12 protein-coding genes are annotated in these 18511 nt (G+C 75.2%); 3 read left to right on the top strand and 9 right to left on the bottom strand.

Annotated elements, in window-relative coordinates; all coding sequences use genetic code 11:
* The first annotated feature begins 84 nt into the window (after positions 1-84).
* The gene (tssH, locus tag M0638_RS12170; RefSeq protein ID WP_248667260.1) at positions 85-2790 is read left to right on the top strand and encodes a type VI secretion system ATPase TssH; all 2706 of its coding nucleotides are present in this window, start codon (positions 85-87) and stop codon (positions 2788-2790) included.
* A 112-nt stretch (positions 2791-2902) separates the two neighbouring features.
* Positions 2903-3382, top strand: coding sequence for an Hcp family type VI secretion system effector (locus M0638_RS12165; RefSeq protein ID WP_248667259.1), 480 nt, complete (start codon positions 2903-2905; stop codon positions 3380-3382).
* Between the two features lie 285 nt (positions 3383-3667).
* On the opposite strand, the gene M0638_RS12160 is transcribed toward M0638_RS12165, so the two are convergent.
* The 9 genes from M0638_RS12160 to M0638_RS12120 all read right to left on the bottom strand — a co-directional run bounded on the left by M0638_RS12160 (position 3668) and on the right by M0638_RS12120 (position 17878).
* The gene (locus tag M0638_RS12160; protein ID WP_248667258.1) at positions 3668-4447 is read right to left on the bottom strand and encodes a PP2C family protein-serine/threonine phosphatase; all 780 of its coding nucleotides are present in this window, start codon (positions 4445-4447) and stop codon (positions 3668-3670) included.
* Positions 4447-5598 carry a type VI secretion system-associated protein TagF gene (tagF, locus tag M0638_RS12155; RefSeq protein WP_248667257.1) on the bottom strand — a complete coding sequence of 384 codons (1152 nt, stop codon included), beginning with the start codon at positions 5596-5598 and terminating at the stop codon, positions 4447-4449. The genes M0638_RS12160 and tagF overlap by 1 nt, the downstream gene beginning before the upstream one ends.
* A 10-nt stretch (positions 5599-5608) precedes the next feature.
* Positions 5609-9142: a type VI secretion system membrane subunit TssM gene (gene tssM / locus M0638_RS12150; protein ID WP_248667256.1), complete on the bottom strand. Its 3534-nt coding sequence runs from the start codon at positions 9140-9142 to the stop codon at positions 5609-5611.
* The gene (gene tssL / locus M0638_RS12145; protein WP_248667255.1) at positions 9142-10704 is read right to left on the bottom strand and encodes a type VI secretion system protein TssL, long form; all 1563 of its coding nucleotides are present in this window, start codon (positions 10702-10704) and stop codon (positions 9142-9144) included. The genes tssM and tssL overlap by 1 nt, the downstream gene beginning before the upstream one ends.
* Positions 10701-12050 carry a type VI secretion system baseplate subunit TssK gene (gene tssK, locus M0638_RS12140; protein WP_248667254.1) on the bottom strand — a complete coding sequence of 450 codons (1350 nt, stop codon included), beginning with the start codon at positions 12048-12050 and terminating at the stop codon, positions 10701-10703. The genes tssL and tssK overlap by 4 nt, the downstream gene beginning before the upstream one ends.
* Before the next feature lie 429 nt (positions 12051-12479).
* Positions 12480-14705, bottom strand: a complete 2226-nt coding sequence (tagH, locus tag M0638_RS12135) for a type VI secretion system-associated FHA domain protein TagH (RefSeq protein ID WP_248667253.1) — start codon at positions 14703-14705, stop codon at positions 12480-12482.
* 8 nt (positions 14706-14713) lie between these two features.
* Positions 14714-15016 (bottom strand): PAAR domain-containing protein, encoded by a 303-nt coding sequence (locus M0638_RS12130; protein WP_248667252.1) that lies wholly within the window; start codon positions 15014-15016, stop codon positions 14714-14716.
* A gap of 230 nt (positions 15017-15246) precedes the next feature.
* Positions 15247-15873, bottom strand: coding sequence for a DUF6931 family protein (locus tag M0638_RS12125; protein WP_248667251.1), 627 nt, complete (start codon positions 15871-15873; stop codon positions 15247-15249).
* A 40-nt stretch (positions 15874-15913) separates the two neighbouring features.
* Complete coding sequence (locus tag M0638_RS12120) at positions 15914-17878, bottom strand: type VI secretion system Vgr family protein (RefSeq protein WP_248667250.1); 1965 nt, start codon at positions 17876-17878, stop codon at positions 15914-15916.
* Between the two features lie 239 nt (positions 17879-18117).
* On the opposite strand from M0638_RS12120, the gene M0638_RS12115 reads away from it, so the two are divergent.
* Positions 18118-18465: a cupin domain-containing protein gene (locus M0638_RS12115; RefSeq protein ID WP_248667249.1), complete on the top strand. Its 348-nt coding sequence runs from the start codon at positions 18118-18120 to the stop codon at positions 18463-18465.
* Positions 18466-18511 lie beyond the last annotated feature (46 nt).

The raw sequence follows: 18511 nt of genomic DNA, 5'->3' as shown, positions 1-18511 counted from the left end.
GCCGGCTTTCATGGCTCACCGTGGATAGTCCCCGCGCCGCGCCGTGGGATGTCCCCGCGAGCCGCTCCAGGGAAGGCGTCGGCCATGGTGGACATCAACCTCAAGGCTCTCAACGGCCGCCTGACGCCGCTCTGCCAGCGGCAGTTCCAGGAGGCGCTGAAGCTCACCGTCACGCGCACCAACTACAACGTCGAGGTCGAGCACTTCCTGCTCAAGCTGGTCGAGACGCCGGGTTCCGACCTCGCCGTGATCCTGCGCCGGCAGGGCGTCGATGCCGGCCGCGTCGCCGCCGAGCTGACGCGCGCGCTCGACAGGGTGCAGCGCGGCAATGCCCGCGCCCCCAGCCTCTCGCGCGACATCCTGACGCTGCTGCGCGAGGCCTGGCTGATCGCCTCGCTGGAGGATCCGGCGCAGCGCATCCGCTCCGGCCACCTGCTCGCCACGCTGCTCACCGACGAGGACCTGCAGCGCAAGGTGCGCGACAGCGCGCCGAGCCTCGGCGGCATCGAGGGCAACGCGGTGCGCCAGAACCTCGCCGCCCTGGCCGAGGGCAGCGAGGAGGCCGCCGAGGCGGCCGCGACCCCGGCGGCCCAGGGTAGCGTGACGGGCGGCGGCGCGCCGGGCGGTGCCCCCTCGGGCGACGCGCCGCGCGGGGGCGGCGTGCTCGAGCAGTTCTGCACCGACCTCACGGCGCAGGCGAAGGCGGGGAAGATCGACCCGATCCTCGGCCGCGACGGCGAGATCCGGCAGGTGATCGACATCCTCACGCGCCGGCGCCAGAACAACCCGATCCTCACCGGCGAGCCGGGCGTGGGCAAGACCGCCGTCGCCGAGGGCCTCGCGCTGCGCATCGCGGCGGGCGACGTGCCGGACGCGCTGAAGAAGGTGCGGCTGCTCTCGCTCGACCTCGGCCTGCTGCAGGCCGGCGCCGGGGTGAAGGGCGAGTTCGAGAACCGCCTGAAGGGCGTGATCGACGCGGTGAAGTCCTCGCCCATCCCGATCGTCATGTTCATCGACGAGGCGCACACGCTGATCGGCGCCGGCGGCCAGCAGGGGCAGAACGACGCGGCCAACCTGCTCAAGCCGGCGCTCGCGCGCGGCGAGCTGCGCTGCCTCGCCGCCACCACCTGGGCGGAATACAAGAAGTACTTCGAGAAGGACGCGGCGCTGACCCGGCGCTTCCAGGTGGTGGCGGTGGGCGAGCCCGCGCTCGGCCTCGCCGGCGCCATGCTGCGCGGCCTGGTCGCGACGCTGGAGAAGCACCACGGCGTGCGCATCCTGGACGAGGCGGTGGAGGAGGCGGTGCGCCTCTCGGCCCGCTACATCCCGGCCCGCCAGCTTCCCGACAAGGCCGTCTCGCTGCTCGACACCGCCTGCGCCCGCGTCGCCATGAGCCAGGCGGCGATCCCGGCGCCGATCGAGGACCGCCAGCGCCGCATCGAGCTGATCGCCACCGAGCTGGCCGCGATCGGCCGCGAGACCGCCTCCGGCGCCGACCACGCCAAGCGCCACGACGCGCTGGTGGCCGAGCGCGAGCGGCTGACCGGCGAGCTGGAGGCGCTGCGCGCGCGCTGGAAGCAGGAGGGCGAGCTGGTCGGGCGCATCCGCGCGCTGCGCCAGGAGGTGGAGAGCGGCAGGCCGGCCGCCGAGCCCGCCGCCGCCGGCGAGGATGCCGCGACGCCGCAGTCGCCGGTCGACCTCGACAGGGCGAAGGCGGAGCTGGCCGAGGCCACCGCCGCGCTGCGCACCCTCCAGGGCGAGGAGCCGCTGGTGCATCCGGTGGTGGACGGGCAGGCCGTGGCGGAGGTGGTGGCGACCTGGACCGGCATCCCGCTCGGCCGGATGGTGGCCGACGAGATCCGCACCGTGCTGCACCTCAAGGACAGGCTGGAGGAGCGCGTGGTGGGCCAGCCGCACGCCCTGGCCGCGATCGCGCAGGCGATCCGCACCAACCGCGCCGGCCTCGCCGACCCGCGCAAGCCGATCGGCGTGTTCCTGATGGTCGGCACCTCGGGCGTCGGCAAGACCGAGACGGCGCTCGCCGTGGCCGACCTGCTCTACGGCGGCGAGCAGAACCTCACCGTCATCAACATGAGCGAGTTCAAGGAGGAGCATAAGGTCTCGCTCCTGATGGGCTCGCCCCCTGGCTACGTGGGCTATGGCGAGGGCGGCGTGCTGACCGAGGCGGTGCGCCGCCGCCCCTATTCGGTCGTGCTGCTCGACGAGATGGAGAAGGCCCATCCCGGCGTGCAGGACGTGTTCTACCAGGTGTTCGACAAGGGCCAGATGAAGGACGGCGAGGGGCGCGACATCGACTTCCGCAACACCGTCATCATCATGACGTCGAACGCCGGCACCGACACCATCGCCAGGCTCTGCGCCGACCCCGAGACGGCGCCGGAGCCCGAGCAGCTCACCGAGGCGCTGCGCCCGGACCTGCTCAAGTCGTTCAAGCCGGCCTTTCTGGGACGTTGCAACGTCGTCACCTACTACCCGCTGCCGGACCACATCCTGCGCCGGATCGTGGACCTGCAGCTCGCCCGCATCGGCCGCCGCGTGGACGAGAGCTACGGCGTGCGGTTCGAGGTGGACGGTGCCGTGGCCGACAGCATCGTCGCGCGCTGCCACGAGGTCGAATCGGGGGCGCGCAACATCGAGACCATCCTCGGCCGCACCCTGCTGCCCGAGCTTTCCGCCGGCATCCTGGCGCGGCTGGCGGAGGGCGGGGAGATCGGCGCGGTCAGGGTCGGCCTGAACGAGGATGGCGGCTTCCGCTACGAACTCGGCTGAACGATACCGGACCGAAAGCTGTGAAGCGCTTCATGCATCCGGCGCCGGACCGGCTCCACAATGATCACCGGACGCGCCGGCGTGGCGCGGGCAGGCTAGGAGGGATCGCGTTATGACCATCTACCTCAAGTACGAAGGCATCGACGGCGACGTGACGTCGAACGGCTTCGAGAAGTTCATCGAGGTGCACTCGGCGCAGCTCGGCGTCGGCCGCGGCATCTCCTCGACGCACGGCCGCGGCGAGGGCGTGCGCGAGGCGAGCATCCCCTCGATCTCGGAGCTGGTCGTCACCAAGACCTTCGACCGCTCTTCCTCGCTGCTGATCCAGCAGGCGCTGAAGGGCCCGCTGGACAAGAAGGTCGAGCTGCACTTCGTCCGCACCCAGGGCGGCAAGGCCGAGGCCTACCTCGTCTACAAGTTCGAGCAGTGCGCGGTGAGCGGCTACTCCCTCAGCTCCGGCGGCGACCGCCCGAGCGAGAGCATCAGCATCAACTTCGCCAAGTTCGAGACCAAGAACATCGAGGTGAAGGACAAGCTGACCGCCGCCGGCGGCGTCATCAGCTACGACCTGCGCGCCGCCAAGGGCGCCTGATCGCCGCCACGGCGTGCGTCGGGCCGCCCGGGCGGGGCCGTCCGGGGCTCCGCCCCGGCATCACCGGGCACTTCCCACGCCGGGCACTTCCCACGCCGGGTGGGACGCACCCGGCGGCCCGGGAAGCGCGCCGGATCGAAGGTCGGGCCGTTCCCTTCGCGGCGCGAACGGCAACGCCCGGCGTCACGCGGCAGGGACAAGGGGCAGCCGGGGCGGCCGCGCCCCGGACCGCGGCGGCGGACCGGTAGGGGAGAACGGGAGAAGCCCGGGATGCGGCCGGTCGGATCAGCCCGGTGCCTCGCCCGTCTCGGCACCGGCCTCGGCACCGGCCGGCGGCAGGCGCATGGTCATGTCGTCATCCGCCGCGCAGCGGATCACCACGGCGGTGACGTTGTCGCGCGCGGTGCGCGCCAGCGCCGCCTCGATCAGCGCCGCGGCCGTGGCCTCGCCCGCCAGCAGCGTGGCGATCTCGGCCTCCGGCAGCGCCTTGAACAGCCCGTCGCTGCAAAGCAGGTAGCAGTCGCCGGGCGCGAGCCGGTCCGCCACCTTGTCCAGCTCCAGCGGCCCGTCGCCGCCCACGGCGCGGGTGATGACGTTGGCGTGCGGGTGCCGCTCCGCCTCCGCCTCGGTCAGCGTGCCCTGGTCCACCAGTTCCTGCACCAGGCTGTGGTCGCGCGTCACGCGGCACAGCGCGCCATGCCGCAGCCGGTAGGCGCGGCTGTCGCCGGCCCAGAGGCAGGCGTAGTGCCCGTCGCGCGCCAGCATCACCACCACGGTCGAGGCGATCAGCCCGCCCGGCGCCGCCTGCCGCTGCAGGTCGGCATGCACCGTCGAGAGGCGCAGCCGGACCTGCGCCAGCAGCGCGGCGGCGCCGAGTCCGGGCGGGATGTCGGCCAGCGCCGCCACGATGGCGGCCGAGGCGACATCGCCCGCGCCATGCCCGCCCGCCCCGTCGGCGACGACCCAGAACCCGGCCACGTCGCAGGCGAGCAGAGCATCCTCGTTCCTTGATCGCACCGATCCCGGGTGCGTCATGGCGGACGACTCCATCAGGAGGTCCGACATCATCCCCCCTCCCCCTTGTCGGCGGTGCCGTTGGCCGGCATCCGCGATTCCGTCCCCGGCCCGGCGGTCCCCGCCGGGCTGTCGCGACCGGCGATGGCGGCAAGGATCGCCGCCCCCCGCTCGGCATCGCCGGCCGGCGCATCCGCGCCGTCGGCAGCCACGCCCGCCCCCGGCACGGCAGCCGTCTCGCGCTCCGTCCCGGGCGTCTCCCGGAGGCCGGGCAGCGGCACCGATGCCCCGATGCCCGGCAAGGGGGACGGCGGCGTCCCGAGGCCGGGCAGGGGCGGCACGGGCGGTTCGATGCCCGACGGGGGCGCTCCAGCCGCATCGGGGCCGGCCAAACCCGCCGCAGGCGCGTCGGGACCAGCTGGACGCGCCACAGGCGCGTCGGGGCCAGTCGGACGCGCCGATGGCGCGTCGGGGTAGGCGGGACGCGCCGATGGCGCCCCGACCGCCATCCCGCCGCTCGCGGTCCAGGCCTCGCCACCCGGCCCGGGCGGCGCCGGCAGCAGCGCGGCGAAGCGGTCCGGCCGGGGCAGCACGCCGCCAAGGCCGCTCCATTCGCCGCCCGGCCGCCACCAGCCGAAGCCGGGCGCCTCGGCGCCGAGGCCCGGCGGGTCGTGCCAGGGCGCGGCCGGCAGGGCGGCGGCGAGCGCCGTCGCGTCCATCGCCCCGGCCCGCGCGGCCTCGCCCAGCCGCAGCAGGGCGCCGAACCAGCCCGCCGCCGGCGCGTCGCCCCCGGGCGGCAGGGTGGCGGCCAGGGCGAGGGGGAAGCGCCGCCCGCCCGCGTCGCGGCTGAACAGCAGCACGCCGGCCGCCGGCTGCGGGCCGCAGGCACCGGCTGGCAGCAGGAAGCACCAGGGAGGCGCCGTGTCCCAGAGCCAGGCCCAGATTCCGCCCAGCGCGGCCCCCGATGCCAGCATCCCCGCCTGCATGCAGCCATCCCAGGGATCGACGAAGCTGCGCGGCAGGCCACGGCGCACGAAATCCCCGTGGGACGGCATCTTGCCGTACAGCCCGCTCGCCGGCCCCGCCATCATGGCCGCCGGGGCCGACGGCCCGGACGATGCCGGCATGGCTGGCGGCGGCGCCTGGGGCCGCACCAGCCGCCGCAGCCGCGCCCAGCCCCCGCCGCCCGAACCGGCCGTCATCGCCGGCTCCTCAGGGCGCCAGGGTGGGGCAGCGGAAATCCTGCAGCGCCGCCAGCCCGAAGGGATGCACGGTGCTGCCGGTGCGCAGCTCGAACACGGCGCTGCGGTCGCCCTGCACCACCGGCACGCGCATCCGGTCCGGCGCGGTGCGGGCGGGGTTGGCGCGCATGATGAGGCGCATCGCCGCCCAGGGGCCATCATAGGCGAGCGGCCCGGCCGAGCTGGGCGGGTCGAAGGTCAGCGTCACGTTGCCGCGCGAGGGCCAGCCCAGCGGGATCGGCCGGCGCGGCGCGTCCTGGGTGATGCTGTTCTGCACCCCTTCCGCCTCCAGCGTCGCGCTGTCGGCGTTGATGGTCTGCGGCAGCAGCTCGAAGCGCAGGCCGAGCCCACCGCCCCCCGGATAGAAGGCCTGGCGGATCTGCTCGGCGCGCTGGAACTGGTCGAGATCGGCCTGGGCCACGGGCGGCGCCAGCCCCGCCGCCGCCACCGGGCGCCAGCGCGCCTGGGTGCGGTCGGCGTAGGGGGCGAGGTACTGGGCGAAGAACTGGTCGAACATGCCGCCCGGGCCGAACAGCCGGCCGAAATCGTCCACCGGCATGTCCTGCATGGAGCCGCGGCTGAAGGGGAAGCGCCCCTCCACCAACCGGCAGGTCGGCAGCAGCGCGCCGCCCCCGCCTCCCCCACCGCCGCCACCGCCACCACCCCCGCCGCCGCGCGCCGCCGCGGCGATCATGGCGCGGGCGCCGCCGGCGCGCTGGCCGTTGGTGACCTCGACGAGGCCGCGCAGCCACTTGCCGATCGGGTCCGGCTGGCGCGCCGCCTCGGCCAGCAGGCGCTGGCCGGGATCGAGCCCGGGCGCGGGCGGCAGCACCGTGCCGGGCGGCGCCGAGGCGAGCCGCGCCACCGCCACGTAGAGGTCGTTGACGATGGCGAGCGCGCCGTCCAGCGGCTCGCCGGCGGCCTCGCGGAAGGCGCGGAAACGCTCCTCCACCACGCGCGCCACCGGGGCGGCGGCTTCGCGCAGCGCCGCGTTCGGGTCGGCCGCCGCCGGCTGGCCGGGCGCCTGGGCCTGGGCGGGCGCCGCCGGGGCGGCGGCGGGCGCGTCGGGCGGGGTGCCGGGCGAGAGCTGCCGCGCCATGCCGCGCGCGAGGTCGCGGATCGGCGAATTGCGCGCGCCGAGCAGGTTCAGCCCCTCGGCCGATTCCTGCAGGCTGCGGAAGGGCACCAGCACGAGGTCGTCCAGCGCCGCCTGCCAGTACCGCACGTAGTCGGCGGCGTAGAGCGCGAGCACCGCCTGCTCCAGCCGCAGCGCGTCGTCCTGGTTGCCGGCGGCGGCGTCGGCCGCCGGGGTGGCCGAACCCAGCACCCAGCGCTCCGAGGCGGCGGCGCGCACGGCGCGGCCGAGCTGCGGCAGCAGCACGCGGTAGAGGCCCTCCACCGTGTAGAGGGCCGGCACCGACTCCTCGGTCAGCGGCCGGCCGCGCGCCGAGGCGAAGAAGCGCTGCCCCGCCGCGCCCAGCGCCGTCGCCGGCCGCCAGCCCGGCATCCCCTGGCCCAACGGCTTCAGCCGCGCGTAGACGCGCTCGGCCAGCGGCAGGCGCGAGAACACCACGCGCGCCGATTCCACCAGCGAATCGTCCAGCGGGTAGGCGGTGAAGTCGGTGGCCAGCAGCGCGTCGAGATGCGCGGCCAGCGCGGCGCGGGTCTGGTCGTTCACCGCCCCCGGATAGGCGCGCGCCCAGTCCTCGACGAACCAGTCGCGGATCATCGCCGTGTCGAGCGGGCCCTTGCGGCCGAGCATCAGGTAGACGCGCGTCATCGCGTAGAGCGCGTTGGAATCCTGGAAGCTGCCGCGCATCCGCGTCTCCAGCCGCGCCAGCAGGCGCGGCAGCAGCGTGCGGTCGAGGGCGCGGCGATAGGCGAGGTTGCCGCCCTGCGCCAGCTTGCCGCCCTGGTCGAGCCCGAGCCCGGATTCGAGACCGCCGCCATCGCGCCGCGCCGCCGGCGGCAGGTCGCGCGCCGCGTCGAGATAGGGCAGCACGGCCGCGAAGTCGGGGTCCGAGACGCGGTCGAGCGGCAGGCCGTTCGCCGCCGCCTCGGCCTTGCCGATCTGCTCGGCGAGCGCCGCGTTGCGCCGCGCCTCGGCGCTGTAGACGCTCCAGCCCCAGGCGCCGGCGCCGAGCACGACGAGCGCGGCAAGGCCCCAGGCGACGGCCGAGACGAGGCGGCGCCGCTTCTCGGCACCGCGGTCGCGCGCGGCCAGCCGCGCCTCGTTGAACACCACCTCGCGCAGCAGCCGGCCGATGAAGTAGGCGCGCGCCCGCTGCCCGCCCGCCTGCGCGGCGCGGCGCGGGTCGAGCCCGAAGGCACGCGAGAGGGCGCCGGTCAGCCGGTCGAGCGGCGCGCCCTCCTGCGTGCCGGAGGTGAAGTAGACGCCGCGCAGCATCGGCGCCGGGTCGAGCCTGGTGCCGGCGAAGGTGGTGTTGAGCAGCCCCGTCAGCGGCGCCTCGATCGAGGCGAACTGCGCCGGGAAGCCGGCGATCAGCGCCCGCTGCTGCGGCCCGCGCTCGTTCTGCAGCCGCTCCAGCAGCCGGTCCTGCAGGCGCTTGAGCAGCAGCGCGAATTCGGACGCGAATTTCCCGACCGTCCCCTCCGGCCCGGCCGCCGGCGGGAAGGTGACGCCCCAGACCTGCTGCCGCGCATCCTTGTCGAGGTCGTCGAAGAACTCGACGAAGCCGGAGAGCAGGTCGGCCTTGCTCAGCATGAAGTAGATCGGCAGGCGCTGGCCGAGCCTTTCCTCCAGCTCGCGGATTCGGCGGCGGATGGTGCGGGCGTGCGCGTCGCGCCCGGCATTGTCGAGCCGGCTCAGCTCGTCGGCCGGGAAGGCGATGATGACGCCGTTCAGCGGCTGGCGCGGCCGGTTGCGGCGCAGCAGGTCGAGGAAGCGCTCCCAGCCCGCCCTGTCGGCCGCCGCGTCGCTGTCCTGGGTGGTGTAGCGCCCGGCCGTGTCGATCAGCACGGCCCGGTCGGAGAGCCACCAGTCGCAGAAGCGGGTGCCGCCCACGCCCTTGAGCTTGGCGCCCTCGGCGAGCGGGAATTCGAGGCCGGAATTCTCCAGCGCCGTGGTCTTGCCCGAGGCGGGCGGGCCGATCAGCACGTACCAGGGCAGCTCGTAGAGGAAGCGCCGCCCGCCGCCCGCCTTGCGCAGCCTGGCCAGCGCCTCGGTCAGCTTCTCGCGCAGCTCGGCTTCCTGCTCGGCGGCGGCCTCGTCCGCCTGGCTCGGCCCGGGATCGGGCGCGGCGGCGGCCGCGACCAGCGCCTTGTCGCGCCGCGTCCAGACCCGCGACTGCCAGACCACCAGGCCGAAGTAGATCAGGATCGGGATGGCGCAGAGGATCGCCCGCGCCCACTCGCTCTCGAAGGGGCGGAAGTCGCCGAAGCCGACCAGCGGCGCGAACAGCCAGATCACCGGCAGCAGCAGCAGCAGCGAGGCGAAGCCGGCCAGCGCCGGGATCGTCACCAGCGCGTAGAGCACGGCCTCCATCAGGGCGCGCTCCGGATCACGATGACGTCGACGCGCCGGTTCTGCTCGCGCCCCTCCGCCGTCGCGTTGTCGCCGATCGGCTCGGCGTCGGCGCGTCCCTCGGAGGCGAAGCGGGAGGCGTCGCCGGTGGCGTTGGCGATCAGGGTCATGGCGGCCTGCGCGCGGGCGGTGGAGAGGTGGAAGTTGGAGGGGAAGCGCATCGAGCGGATCGGCTGGCTGTCGGTGTGGCCGATCACCAGCACGCGGCCGGGCTCGTCGCGCAGCGCCTGGCCGATGCGCTGCAGGATGCCCTGGAAGCGGTCCTCCACCGTGGCCGAGCCGGAGGCGAACATGCCGCGGTTGCGGATGCGCACGACGAGGCGGCCGGCATCGCCGAACACCGTCACCAGCCCCTCGTCGATCTCGGGCTGGAGGAAGCGGCGCACCGACACGGTCGGGTCGGGCGGCGGCGCCGGCGGCTCGGCCGGGCGCGGCGGCGGGGCGACGGGCAGCACCACCGGCGTGCGGTCGATCGTCGGCGGCCGCGCGGGGGGCAGCGCGGCGAGGCGCTCGAACAGCCCGTCGGCGCCATCGTTCACCCGCTGCGAGAGGAAGGCGTAGCCGAGGCCGAGCAGCGCCACCGCCACGATCGCGGCGGCCCAGGCGGGCACGGCGCGGCTCGGGCCGCGATGCGGCGCGTCGACGCCGCGCCAGTGCGGCGACAGTTCCCGCTCGAAGCCGCCGCGCAGCTTCTGCAGGAGCTGGTAGAGCGACTCGCGGATGCGGTCGAGCTCGGCGGCGCCGCGCGGCGCCAGCCGGTACTGGCCCTGGAAGCCCAGCGCCAGCACCAGATAGGCCACTTCCAGCGCCTGGGCGTAGCGTGCCGGCTCGCGCTGCATGTGGGCGAGCATGTCGAACCAGCGTTCGCCGGCATGGGTCTGGTTGTGGCAGGTGGCGACCAGCGAGTGCGCCGACCAGCCGCTGGACGCGCCCCAGGGCGCCGCCAGCACCACGTCGTCGAGCGCCGCGCAGAGCGTGTAGTGCGCCGGGCGGATCTGCTCGGCGGGCACGCCGGCGGCGTCGGCATCCACCTCGAAGGCGCGCAGCGCCCTGAGCGCGCGCTCGCGCAGCTCGTGCGGATCCGGCGCGCGGGCGACGCCGGTGTTGGCGAGGCGCGCCAGCAGGTCGAGCAGCGGCGCGGCGGCGGCGGCGAGCGGGCCGATGCCCACCTTGGGCAGCGCCTCGGCCTCGCTGGCGAGGCGCGGCGCCGGCTCCGGCGCGCCCTGGCCGTATCCCTGCCCTTGGCCCTGGCCCGGCATCGGGTAGCCGGGCTGCGCCCCGCCCGGCGGATGGCCCTGGCCCGGATAACCCGGCGCGCCCGGCCCCGGGCCCGGGCCCGGGTAGCCGGAGGCGGGATAGCCCTGGGCCGGATAGCCGCCCATCGGCATGGCGAAGGGGTCCGGCCCCGCCGGCGGGTAGCCGCCCGGCGCGCCGCCCTGGGCTCCTCCGGGCCGCGGCCCGCCGGGACCGCGCACCACGGTGCGGTCGGCATCCTCAGGCTCGGCGAAGGGATTGTCGCTCATCCGCGGATCGCCCACAGCTCCATGGTGAGGTTCGGGTACTCGCCGGAGACGTGCACGGCGAAGCCCGCCGACTGCTGCATCTGCTGCCAGTGCGGGCTGCCGCGATCGAGCTCGAAGTAGGTGGCGCCGGCGTGGAACGGGATCTGGCGCGGCGCCACCGGCAGCGGCCTGACGGCGATGCCGGGCAGCGCCACCGTCACCAGCTCGCGGATGAACTCCACGGCGCCGATCTTGACGTGGCTCGGGAACAGCCGGCGCAGATGCTCGGAGGGCGTGTCGGCGCGCACGGCCAGCACGAACACGGCGTTGCGCAGCAGCGTGCGGTCCTCGAGCTGGCCGACGCGGACGTTGTTGCGCCAGTCGCGCAGCGGGATCGCGACGGCGTTCTCGCGCCCCGCGTTGAGCAGGGTGCGCCGCAGGTCCGCCAGCACCGGCGCGAAGCTGCGCTGCAGGTCCTCGTGCCGGTAGGCCGGGTAGGTGGGCGCGCGGCGCGTGTCGTCGAGGAAGGTGCACAGCTCGCCGGCCAGCGAGACCAGGCCGGCGTAGAGCGTCTCCGGGTGCAGGTTGCCGGCATCGGCCCAGTGCGAGAGCAGCGGCCGCCAGCGGTTCAGCGCGGCGAGCAGCACGAAGTCCGACACGTCCGCGACGCCGCGCGACTCGGGCTGCGAGAGCCGCCCGGCCAACGCCTCGGCCCGCTGCCCGATCGTGCCGGTCAGCGTCGAGAGCGCCGTCGCCAGCGGCGTGGCGGCGGCGACCCGCAGGCAGCTCGGCATGTAGCCCTCGTCCACCGCCACCCGCCGGTCCGCCTGCACCTCCATGATCCGGGCGAGGCCGAGGCAGGTGAAGCCGGCGCGCTCCTCGCGCTCCAGCATGTAGCGCAGGCGCGGCCGCGCCACCTCCAGCCGCGCCGACTCGGAGCCGTCGGAATGGGTGTCGAACGCATCGAGGGAGCGCAGCACGTGCCGTGCCCCGCTCGCCTCGGCGCCGGTGGCCGCGCCCTGGCCGAAGGCGATCTCGGGCGTGCCCGGCTGGCGCAGCGGCAGGGCGAGGTAGACGATCTGGTTGCGCGTCCCCTCCGGCAGGTCGAGCGGCGTGGGCTGGTCGGCGTCGCCGGGGATGGCGAAGGGCGTGCCGTCCTCCAGCACGCCGGCGCAGCTCGCCACGGCGAACTTGCCGGCGGCCAGCAGGTCGCGGTCGAGCGTCAGCTCGGTGATGCCCCAGGGGTGCGGCCGCAGCGGCGCGGCGCGCGCCTGGAGCAGGTGCTCGAAGTGCCGGTCCTGCTGCTGGAAGTGCTGGGCGCGCAGGAACATGCCCTCGCCCCAGACGACCTTGTCGTGCCACACCATCGGCCTGCCGCCACTCCTCGTCCGGCCCCCTGGTCGGACCGGCCCTGCGCCGTCGGAACCCGCATCCCGACCACCGGACGGGAGCGAAACATTAGAGCATTTCCAAGCCGAGCTTGTTCGCCCGGCGGCTCGGAAAATGCGTCGGATCAAAGGCCAGGGCCGTTCCGGCCGCCACGGCCGGCCTGGCACGGCCCTGGTGCCCCGGCTCCGAAGCCGTTCGGACTTCGGAGCCGGGGCACCAGCCTTTTTCAGTGGCCTGCCGATCCCTTCCGTTCGCTGCGAGCGCAGCGAACGGAAGGAGCAGGACACCAGAGCATCCCCGGGCCGGGCATCCTCGCCGGGCGACCCGGGAAAAGCGTGAAAACACCGGCGGGAGCGGGATGCGCCGCGGCGCGCGCCGCAAGGCGCGGCGCGTGGCCGGCGGCCGCCCTATCCGCCGTCGCGCCGCGCGGCGCGCTCGTAGGCACGAGCGAACTCCTTGCCGAAGGCGCTGTCGAAATCGTCGTCGAACTGCGCGGCGAGCTGGCCGTGCAGCCGCACGTAGAGCTCCCACAGCCGCGCGTTCCGGCCGCTGAACAGGCCGCCGCCCCGGTCCTCCGCCTCCACGGCGGTGGGGGCCAGCCGGTCCAGCAGGGCGCGCGCCGCCGCCTGGGTGGCGGCCACCGTCGCCACCTGGTGCGCCGTCAGGTCGCTCACCGTCTCCGCCACGGCGCGGGCGCCGTTCGCGGAGGCGAGCAGCGCCGCCAGCGCCTGTTCGTCGGTGGCCGCGAATTTCACCGGGTTGTTGCCGGCGGCGCGCAGCATGGTCTGCTCGATGCGGAACTCCCGCTTCACGTCGGCGCGGGCGATCAGCAGGTGGCGGATGCCGGTGATCGCGGCGCGCAGCGCGATGCCGGCGGCGTGCAGCGCCGACAGCGGATCGGCACCGGGCAGCATGGCCGGGTTCATCCCCGCGCCGGCCAGGAAGGCGGCCAGCGCGGCATCCGGCACGGCCGGAGGCTGGGCCATGGCGGCGGACGACCCCGCCGGCGCTCCCGGATGGCCGGCGACCGGCATCGGCGCGCCCCCGGCCGGGGCACCGGGCCAGCCCGTCGGCGCGCTCCCCTGCGCCGGTCCCTGGAACGGCCCCGCTGGCGGCCGCAGGGACGCTCCCAGTGGTGCCCCCTGGGACACCCCCTGGGACGCCCCTGGGAACGATCCCGGCGGGGCACCCGAGGCGGGGAACGCGGCCTCGTGGAAGGGCGCGGCCTCGGCCGCGAAGCCCGGCGCCGTACCTTGCCGCGCCGGGTAGGGAGATGCCGGCTGACCCCGGGGCGGGCCACCCGGCGTCTCCGCCGTCCGGCCGAGGCCGGGCAGCGGGGCGACGCCGCCGGCGGCCGGATCGGGCGTGCCGTAGCCGGGTGCCGGCCATGGCGGCGTCGCGGCCGGTGCGGCGCCGGGCGTCATGCCCTGTTCGGCGGCACCGGCGGCCGCCCCCTCTGGCCTTCCCTCTGGCCTTCCCTCTGGCCTTCCCTCTGGCCGCCCCTCCGGGCGAGGGAGCGGCACGCCGGCCGTTCCCTGGCCCGTGCCGGGCGGTGCCCCCCAGGGCTCGGCGCCGGCCGACCCGCCCGGCCTGGGCAGCGAGTTGAGGTCCCACTCCTCGTCCCAGCCGGACATGGCGGCGGCGCCGCCCGGCGTCACCGGCGGCGGCCGGTAGGCCTGCTGCTGCGCCGGGATGTGGTCGGGCTCCGAGCCGTGGCGCGAGAAGGGCGTCTCCAGCCCGGGCAGCGGGCTGCCGGGCAGGCCGTCGCCGGGGAATCCGCCGGTGCCGCCGCCGGACGGCGCGCTCTCCCTGTAGCCCTCCCTCTGGCCTTCCCTCTGGCCCTCCCCCGGGGCACCGTCCCAGGACCCGCGCGGACCGAACGGCCCCGGCCCGCCATCCAGCCCCGGCAGCGGCGGGATGTCGTAGCGCGGCTCGGGCGGCACCAGCGAGGCCGGCGGCTCCGGGCGGTCGCCGGCCGGCAGGCCGAGCGGCCGGTAGGGCGCGGCCGGCGGCGGCGGATAGGGCCGCTCCCCGGGCAGCGGCGGCGGCTCCGGCGGCGGGAAGCGCGCATCGGCCGCCGGCAAGCCGCCCGGCAGGGCGGCCAGCCCGCCGCCCCCCGCATGGCCGCCCGGCATCGGCTCGGCCGCCGGGAAGCCCGCGCCGCCATAGCCGCCGCCCGAGGACGGGTTGTAGGCGGGGGCGCCCCAGTTCGGCACCGGGCCGCCGGCCGCCGGCCCCGCCATGCCGCCAGGGAGGGCGCCAGGGAGGGCGCCAGGGAAGCCACCGGGGAAGCCGCCGGGGGCCCCGGCCTGGGCCTGGGCCTCCACCCGCGCCTCGATCTCCCAGGGGCCGAGGCGCAGCCGGTCGCCATCCTCGATCGGCTCGGCGCGGTCCTTGCCGATCGGCGTGTCGCGGCCGTTGCGGAAGGTGCCGTTGGTGGAGAGGTCGCGCACCTGCCAGCCGCCGCCGCGGAACTCCAGCACGCAGTGCTGCTTGCTCAGCACGCGCTCGGCGTCCGGCAGCACCCACTGGCAGTCGGCGCCGCGGCCGATGAAGAAGTCGGAGAGGCCGACGCGCCGCGTCTCCGGCACCGCGTGGTCGGGGCAGCGCAGCACGGCGAGGGTGAGATGCATCGTCCGCCTCAGCCGATCAGCACGGTGGGCAGGCCCATCACGATGGTGCCGCCATGCGCCGTCATGTCGCCGATGCGTGCCGCCGGCTGGCCGCAGACCAGCACGGTGAAGCTGCCGAGCACGATCACGTCGGGCGGCCCGACGCAGACGCACATGTCGCCGACGCGCGCCTGCGGCAGCGCGCCGGTGAGCACCGTGACCGCCGCCGGCGGCAGGATCGGGCCGCCGACATGCGGGATCGGCGGCAGGCCCGGCGTCACCATCGGGCAGACATGCATGTCGGTGATTCGGGCGGCGGGCATGCCAGGCATGGTGTGGGCTCCGGGACGGGGCGGCCGGCGGCGAGCATAGCCCGGCCGGCCCGGTGCCGTCTGTGACGCATTGGACATCCGCGCGCATCCGCACGGCGGCACGCACGCATGCCGCGCAGAAAGCCGCGCCGGATCCCGCGCGGCATCCCGAACCGGATCCCGCGCGGCATCCCGCGACCGATCCCGCACGACCCCGGGCGACGGACGCCGCGCGGCGATCGGCGCCGGCATCACCCGGCCTCCGGCGGCAGGCGCCCGGCGCCGCCCGCGGCGATGTCGCGCGCCGAGGCGACGAAGCGCGCGAGGCGCTGCTCGGACCGCTCCGGCTTCACCCGCACCGAGGCCATCACCACCGCGCCGGCGATGGCCGCGCCGGTGAAGTGCTCGGCCGGCGGCACCGCGGGCGCGCCCTCCGGCGCCATGCTGCCGCCGCTCCAGAAGGCGCCGACCGCCGCCCAGGCCTCGGGCGAGCGGAAGCCGGTCGCCTGCGCCGCCGCCATCGCGGCGCGGCGCGCCGGCTCGTCGGGGCGGCGCACCCAGGCCTCGGCGGCCTCCAGCGCGGCGAGGTCGGCCGGCGCCAGGGCGGGGTCCGGCACGCCGCGGGCGCACATGCAGGCCCACCACACCGCCTCGCGCCGGGGCAGCGCGTGCGCGCAGAGCCGTGCCGATTCCACCAGCCGGTTGCCGGCCAGCAGCCGCTCCAGCGCCGTCGCGGCGTCGCCGACATCGCCGACGATCGCCTCGGCCGCCTGGTCCAGCTCCAGCCGCGGCCGCAGCGGCGGGAAGGGCACGGCGAGCTTGCCAGGCCCGGCCGGGGCCCCGGCCGGCGGCCGCCCGCCCTGCATCGCGCCGCTCATCGCGGCCTCCCCGTGACGGGGTCGCGCATCGTCGCGTCCCTCAGTTGATCATCGTGATGCCGCCCTTGACGATCATCATCGCGTCGGCGTTGTGCTGGGCCATCAGCCCCTTGGTCTGGAGCTGGATCTGCGCCTCGGCCTTGACCATCATGCCCTGGATGGTGACGCCCATCTGGTCGAGCTTCACCGAGGACTGCCCCACCTTCAGCTCGATCGACTGCATCGCCTCGATCTCCACCTTGCCGAGGTCGCACTTGATGGTCAGGTTGCCCATCTTGAGCGTGAGGCTGTCGTTGCCCATCGACAGCTCCTCGGTGCGGTTGCCCATCTTGATGGTCAGCTTGTCGTCGCCCTGCTCGATCGTGCTGGTGCGGTTCTGCGTCACGGTCTGGGTGTGGTGGCGCTTGACCGTCTCGGTGTGGTCGCGGTCGATCGTCTCGTTGCGGTCGTTCTCGACCTCCACCGTCACGTCCTTCTCGGCGTGCAGGTACACCTCCTCCTGCCCCTTCTTGTCCTCGAAGCGCAGGATGTTGGCGTTGGCGGTGGTGCCGTTCCTGTAGGAGCGCGTGTAGAGGCCGCTCTGCGTCTTGTTCGCCGGCAGGGCGAAGGGCGTCTTCGCCTCGGCGTTGTGCAGCGAGCCGAGCACGACCGGCCGGTCCGCGTCGCCCTCGACGAAGCCCACCAGCACCTCGTCGCCGACGCGCGGCAGGAACCACATCCCGCGGTTCGGCCCCGCCCAGCCCTGCGCCACGCGCACCCAGCAGGAGGAGTTGTCGTCCCGCTTGCCCTTGCGGTCCCACAGGAAGCGGATCTTGATCCGGCCGTGCTCGTCGGTGTGGATCTCCTCGCCCGCGGGGCCGGTCACGATCGCGCATTGCAGCCCGGGCATCACCGGGCGCGGGCGCGGATCGGGGTGGCGGAAGGTGCGGTCGGCCGGGATCAGGGTCAGGCGCGAGCGGTAGCCGCTGCCGCCGCCGCCCGCCATGTGGCTCTCCTCGAAGGCCTCGTGCACCACGTCGGTGATCAGCCAGTTCGTCACGCTCGTGCTGTTCACCGCCGCGCGCACCTTGAGGCGGCCGCCCGCGAACACCGCCGGGTCGTGGCCCGTGGCGCTCACCTGCTCGGCCTGCTCCTCGTGCTGCTCCAGCGCCAGCTTGGCCGGGTCGATGTCGGGGCGCACGGTCTGGCCACCGGGCCAGAGGAACTGCTCCCACTCCACCGGCTGGTGCGGCCCCTGGATGATCGTGGTGGCGACCGATTTCAGCGGCGTCGAGGGCTTGAGCATGTCGTAGTCGAGCGCCTCGGCCTTGCCGAGCCGCATGCCGTCGTGATGGTGCCACTCGGTCAGCGCGTCGATGTATTCCTGGTCGCCGGCATTGGCCGCGCGCACCGTCACCGGCTCGCCCGGCACCAGCGGGAAGTCGGCGTTGGCGCCGGTGACCATCAGCTTGTGGTTCCCCGCCTCCTGCTGGAACCAGTAGCCGCCGCCGATCTCGTCGAGCAGGCGCTGGGCGAAGTCGAGGTCGGTCTCGTTGTACTGCACGCAGTAGGTGCGCGGCGTCTCCGGCAGCGTGCCGAAGGTGACCGGCGCCACCTGCCCCTCGCCGAACAGCGTCTGCAGGATCGCCTTCACCGACTGGTTCTGGAAGATGCGGCAATCGGCCGTCTGGAGCATGCGCCAGAAGCGCGGGATGGCCTGGAGCCGGTACAGCGTGTAGCCGCGCCCGTACCAGGCGAGCTTGGAGAAGTTGCGCACCAGCCCGTGGAACTGGCGCGGCGGCTGGCTCGGGCGGTGGATGCTGCACGTGACCGTCTTGCCGACCAGGTCGGTGGGCCTGAGGTCGCCGCGCTCGGAGATCAGCTCCGCCTCGATCAGGAAGGGGCGCGAGATCGCCTCGTGCACCGTCAGCCGGCGCAGGATCAGCACGTCGGGGCCGAGCGGCGTGGTGACGCGGAGGAGCCGCTCCTCCTGTAGCAGCGTGTCGCCTCCGGAGCCCGACGCCATGCGCAACCCTCCTCCACGCATGCCGCGCGAAGGCGGCGGCGTCGCGAGCATGCTACGCGGGCGAGCTTACGTCATCATTGCCCTCCCGGTCCGCATGCCCACGGCAGGCATCGGGGCGGCGGGCATGGGCCGGGGACACGGGACGGGGCACGGAAGGGAGCCGGAGCGATGGGGAGTGCGGGGTTCGGGGCCCGGGCGGGCGGCCCGGCGGCACGGCGCGGCACGGCCGCTGGGTGGACATGAGCGCGCCGCGCTTCGGCCGGCTCGCCGACGGTCCCGTCCCGGCGGCGGGGTCCGAGGCGGCCTCGGCGCTGCTCGCGGGCGATGGCGCCGTGGTGGAGCGGATCGCCTCCCGCGCCCATGCCAGCCCGCCCGGCTTCTGGTACGACGCGCCGACCGACGAATTCGTGCTGCTGGTCGCGGGCGGCGCGGCGCTCGGCTTCCCGGACGGCTCCGAGCGCCGACTCGATCCCGGCGACTACGCGATCCTGCCGGCCGGCTGCCGCCACCGCGTCGCCTGGACCGACCCGGCGCGGGAGACGCTCTGGCTCGCCGTGCACCTGCGGCCCGCCGCGGACGGAGGATGATGCCGCCCCGCCCGGGGCCGGCGGGGCGGTCCCGCGCCAGGCCGGG

It is taken from the genome of Roseomonas acroporae, from assembly GCF_023223525.1.
GTDB lineage: Bacteria > Pseudomonadota > Alphaproteobacteria > Acetobacterales > Acetobacteraceae > Roseomonas_E > Roseomonas_E acroporae.
Note: the sequence above shows the minus strand (reverse complement) of the source record. Positions and strands in the feature narration are given on the sequence as shown.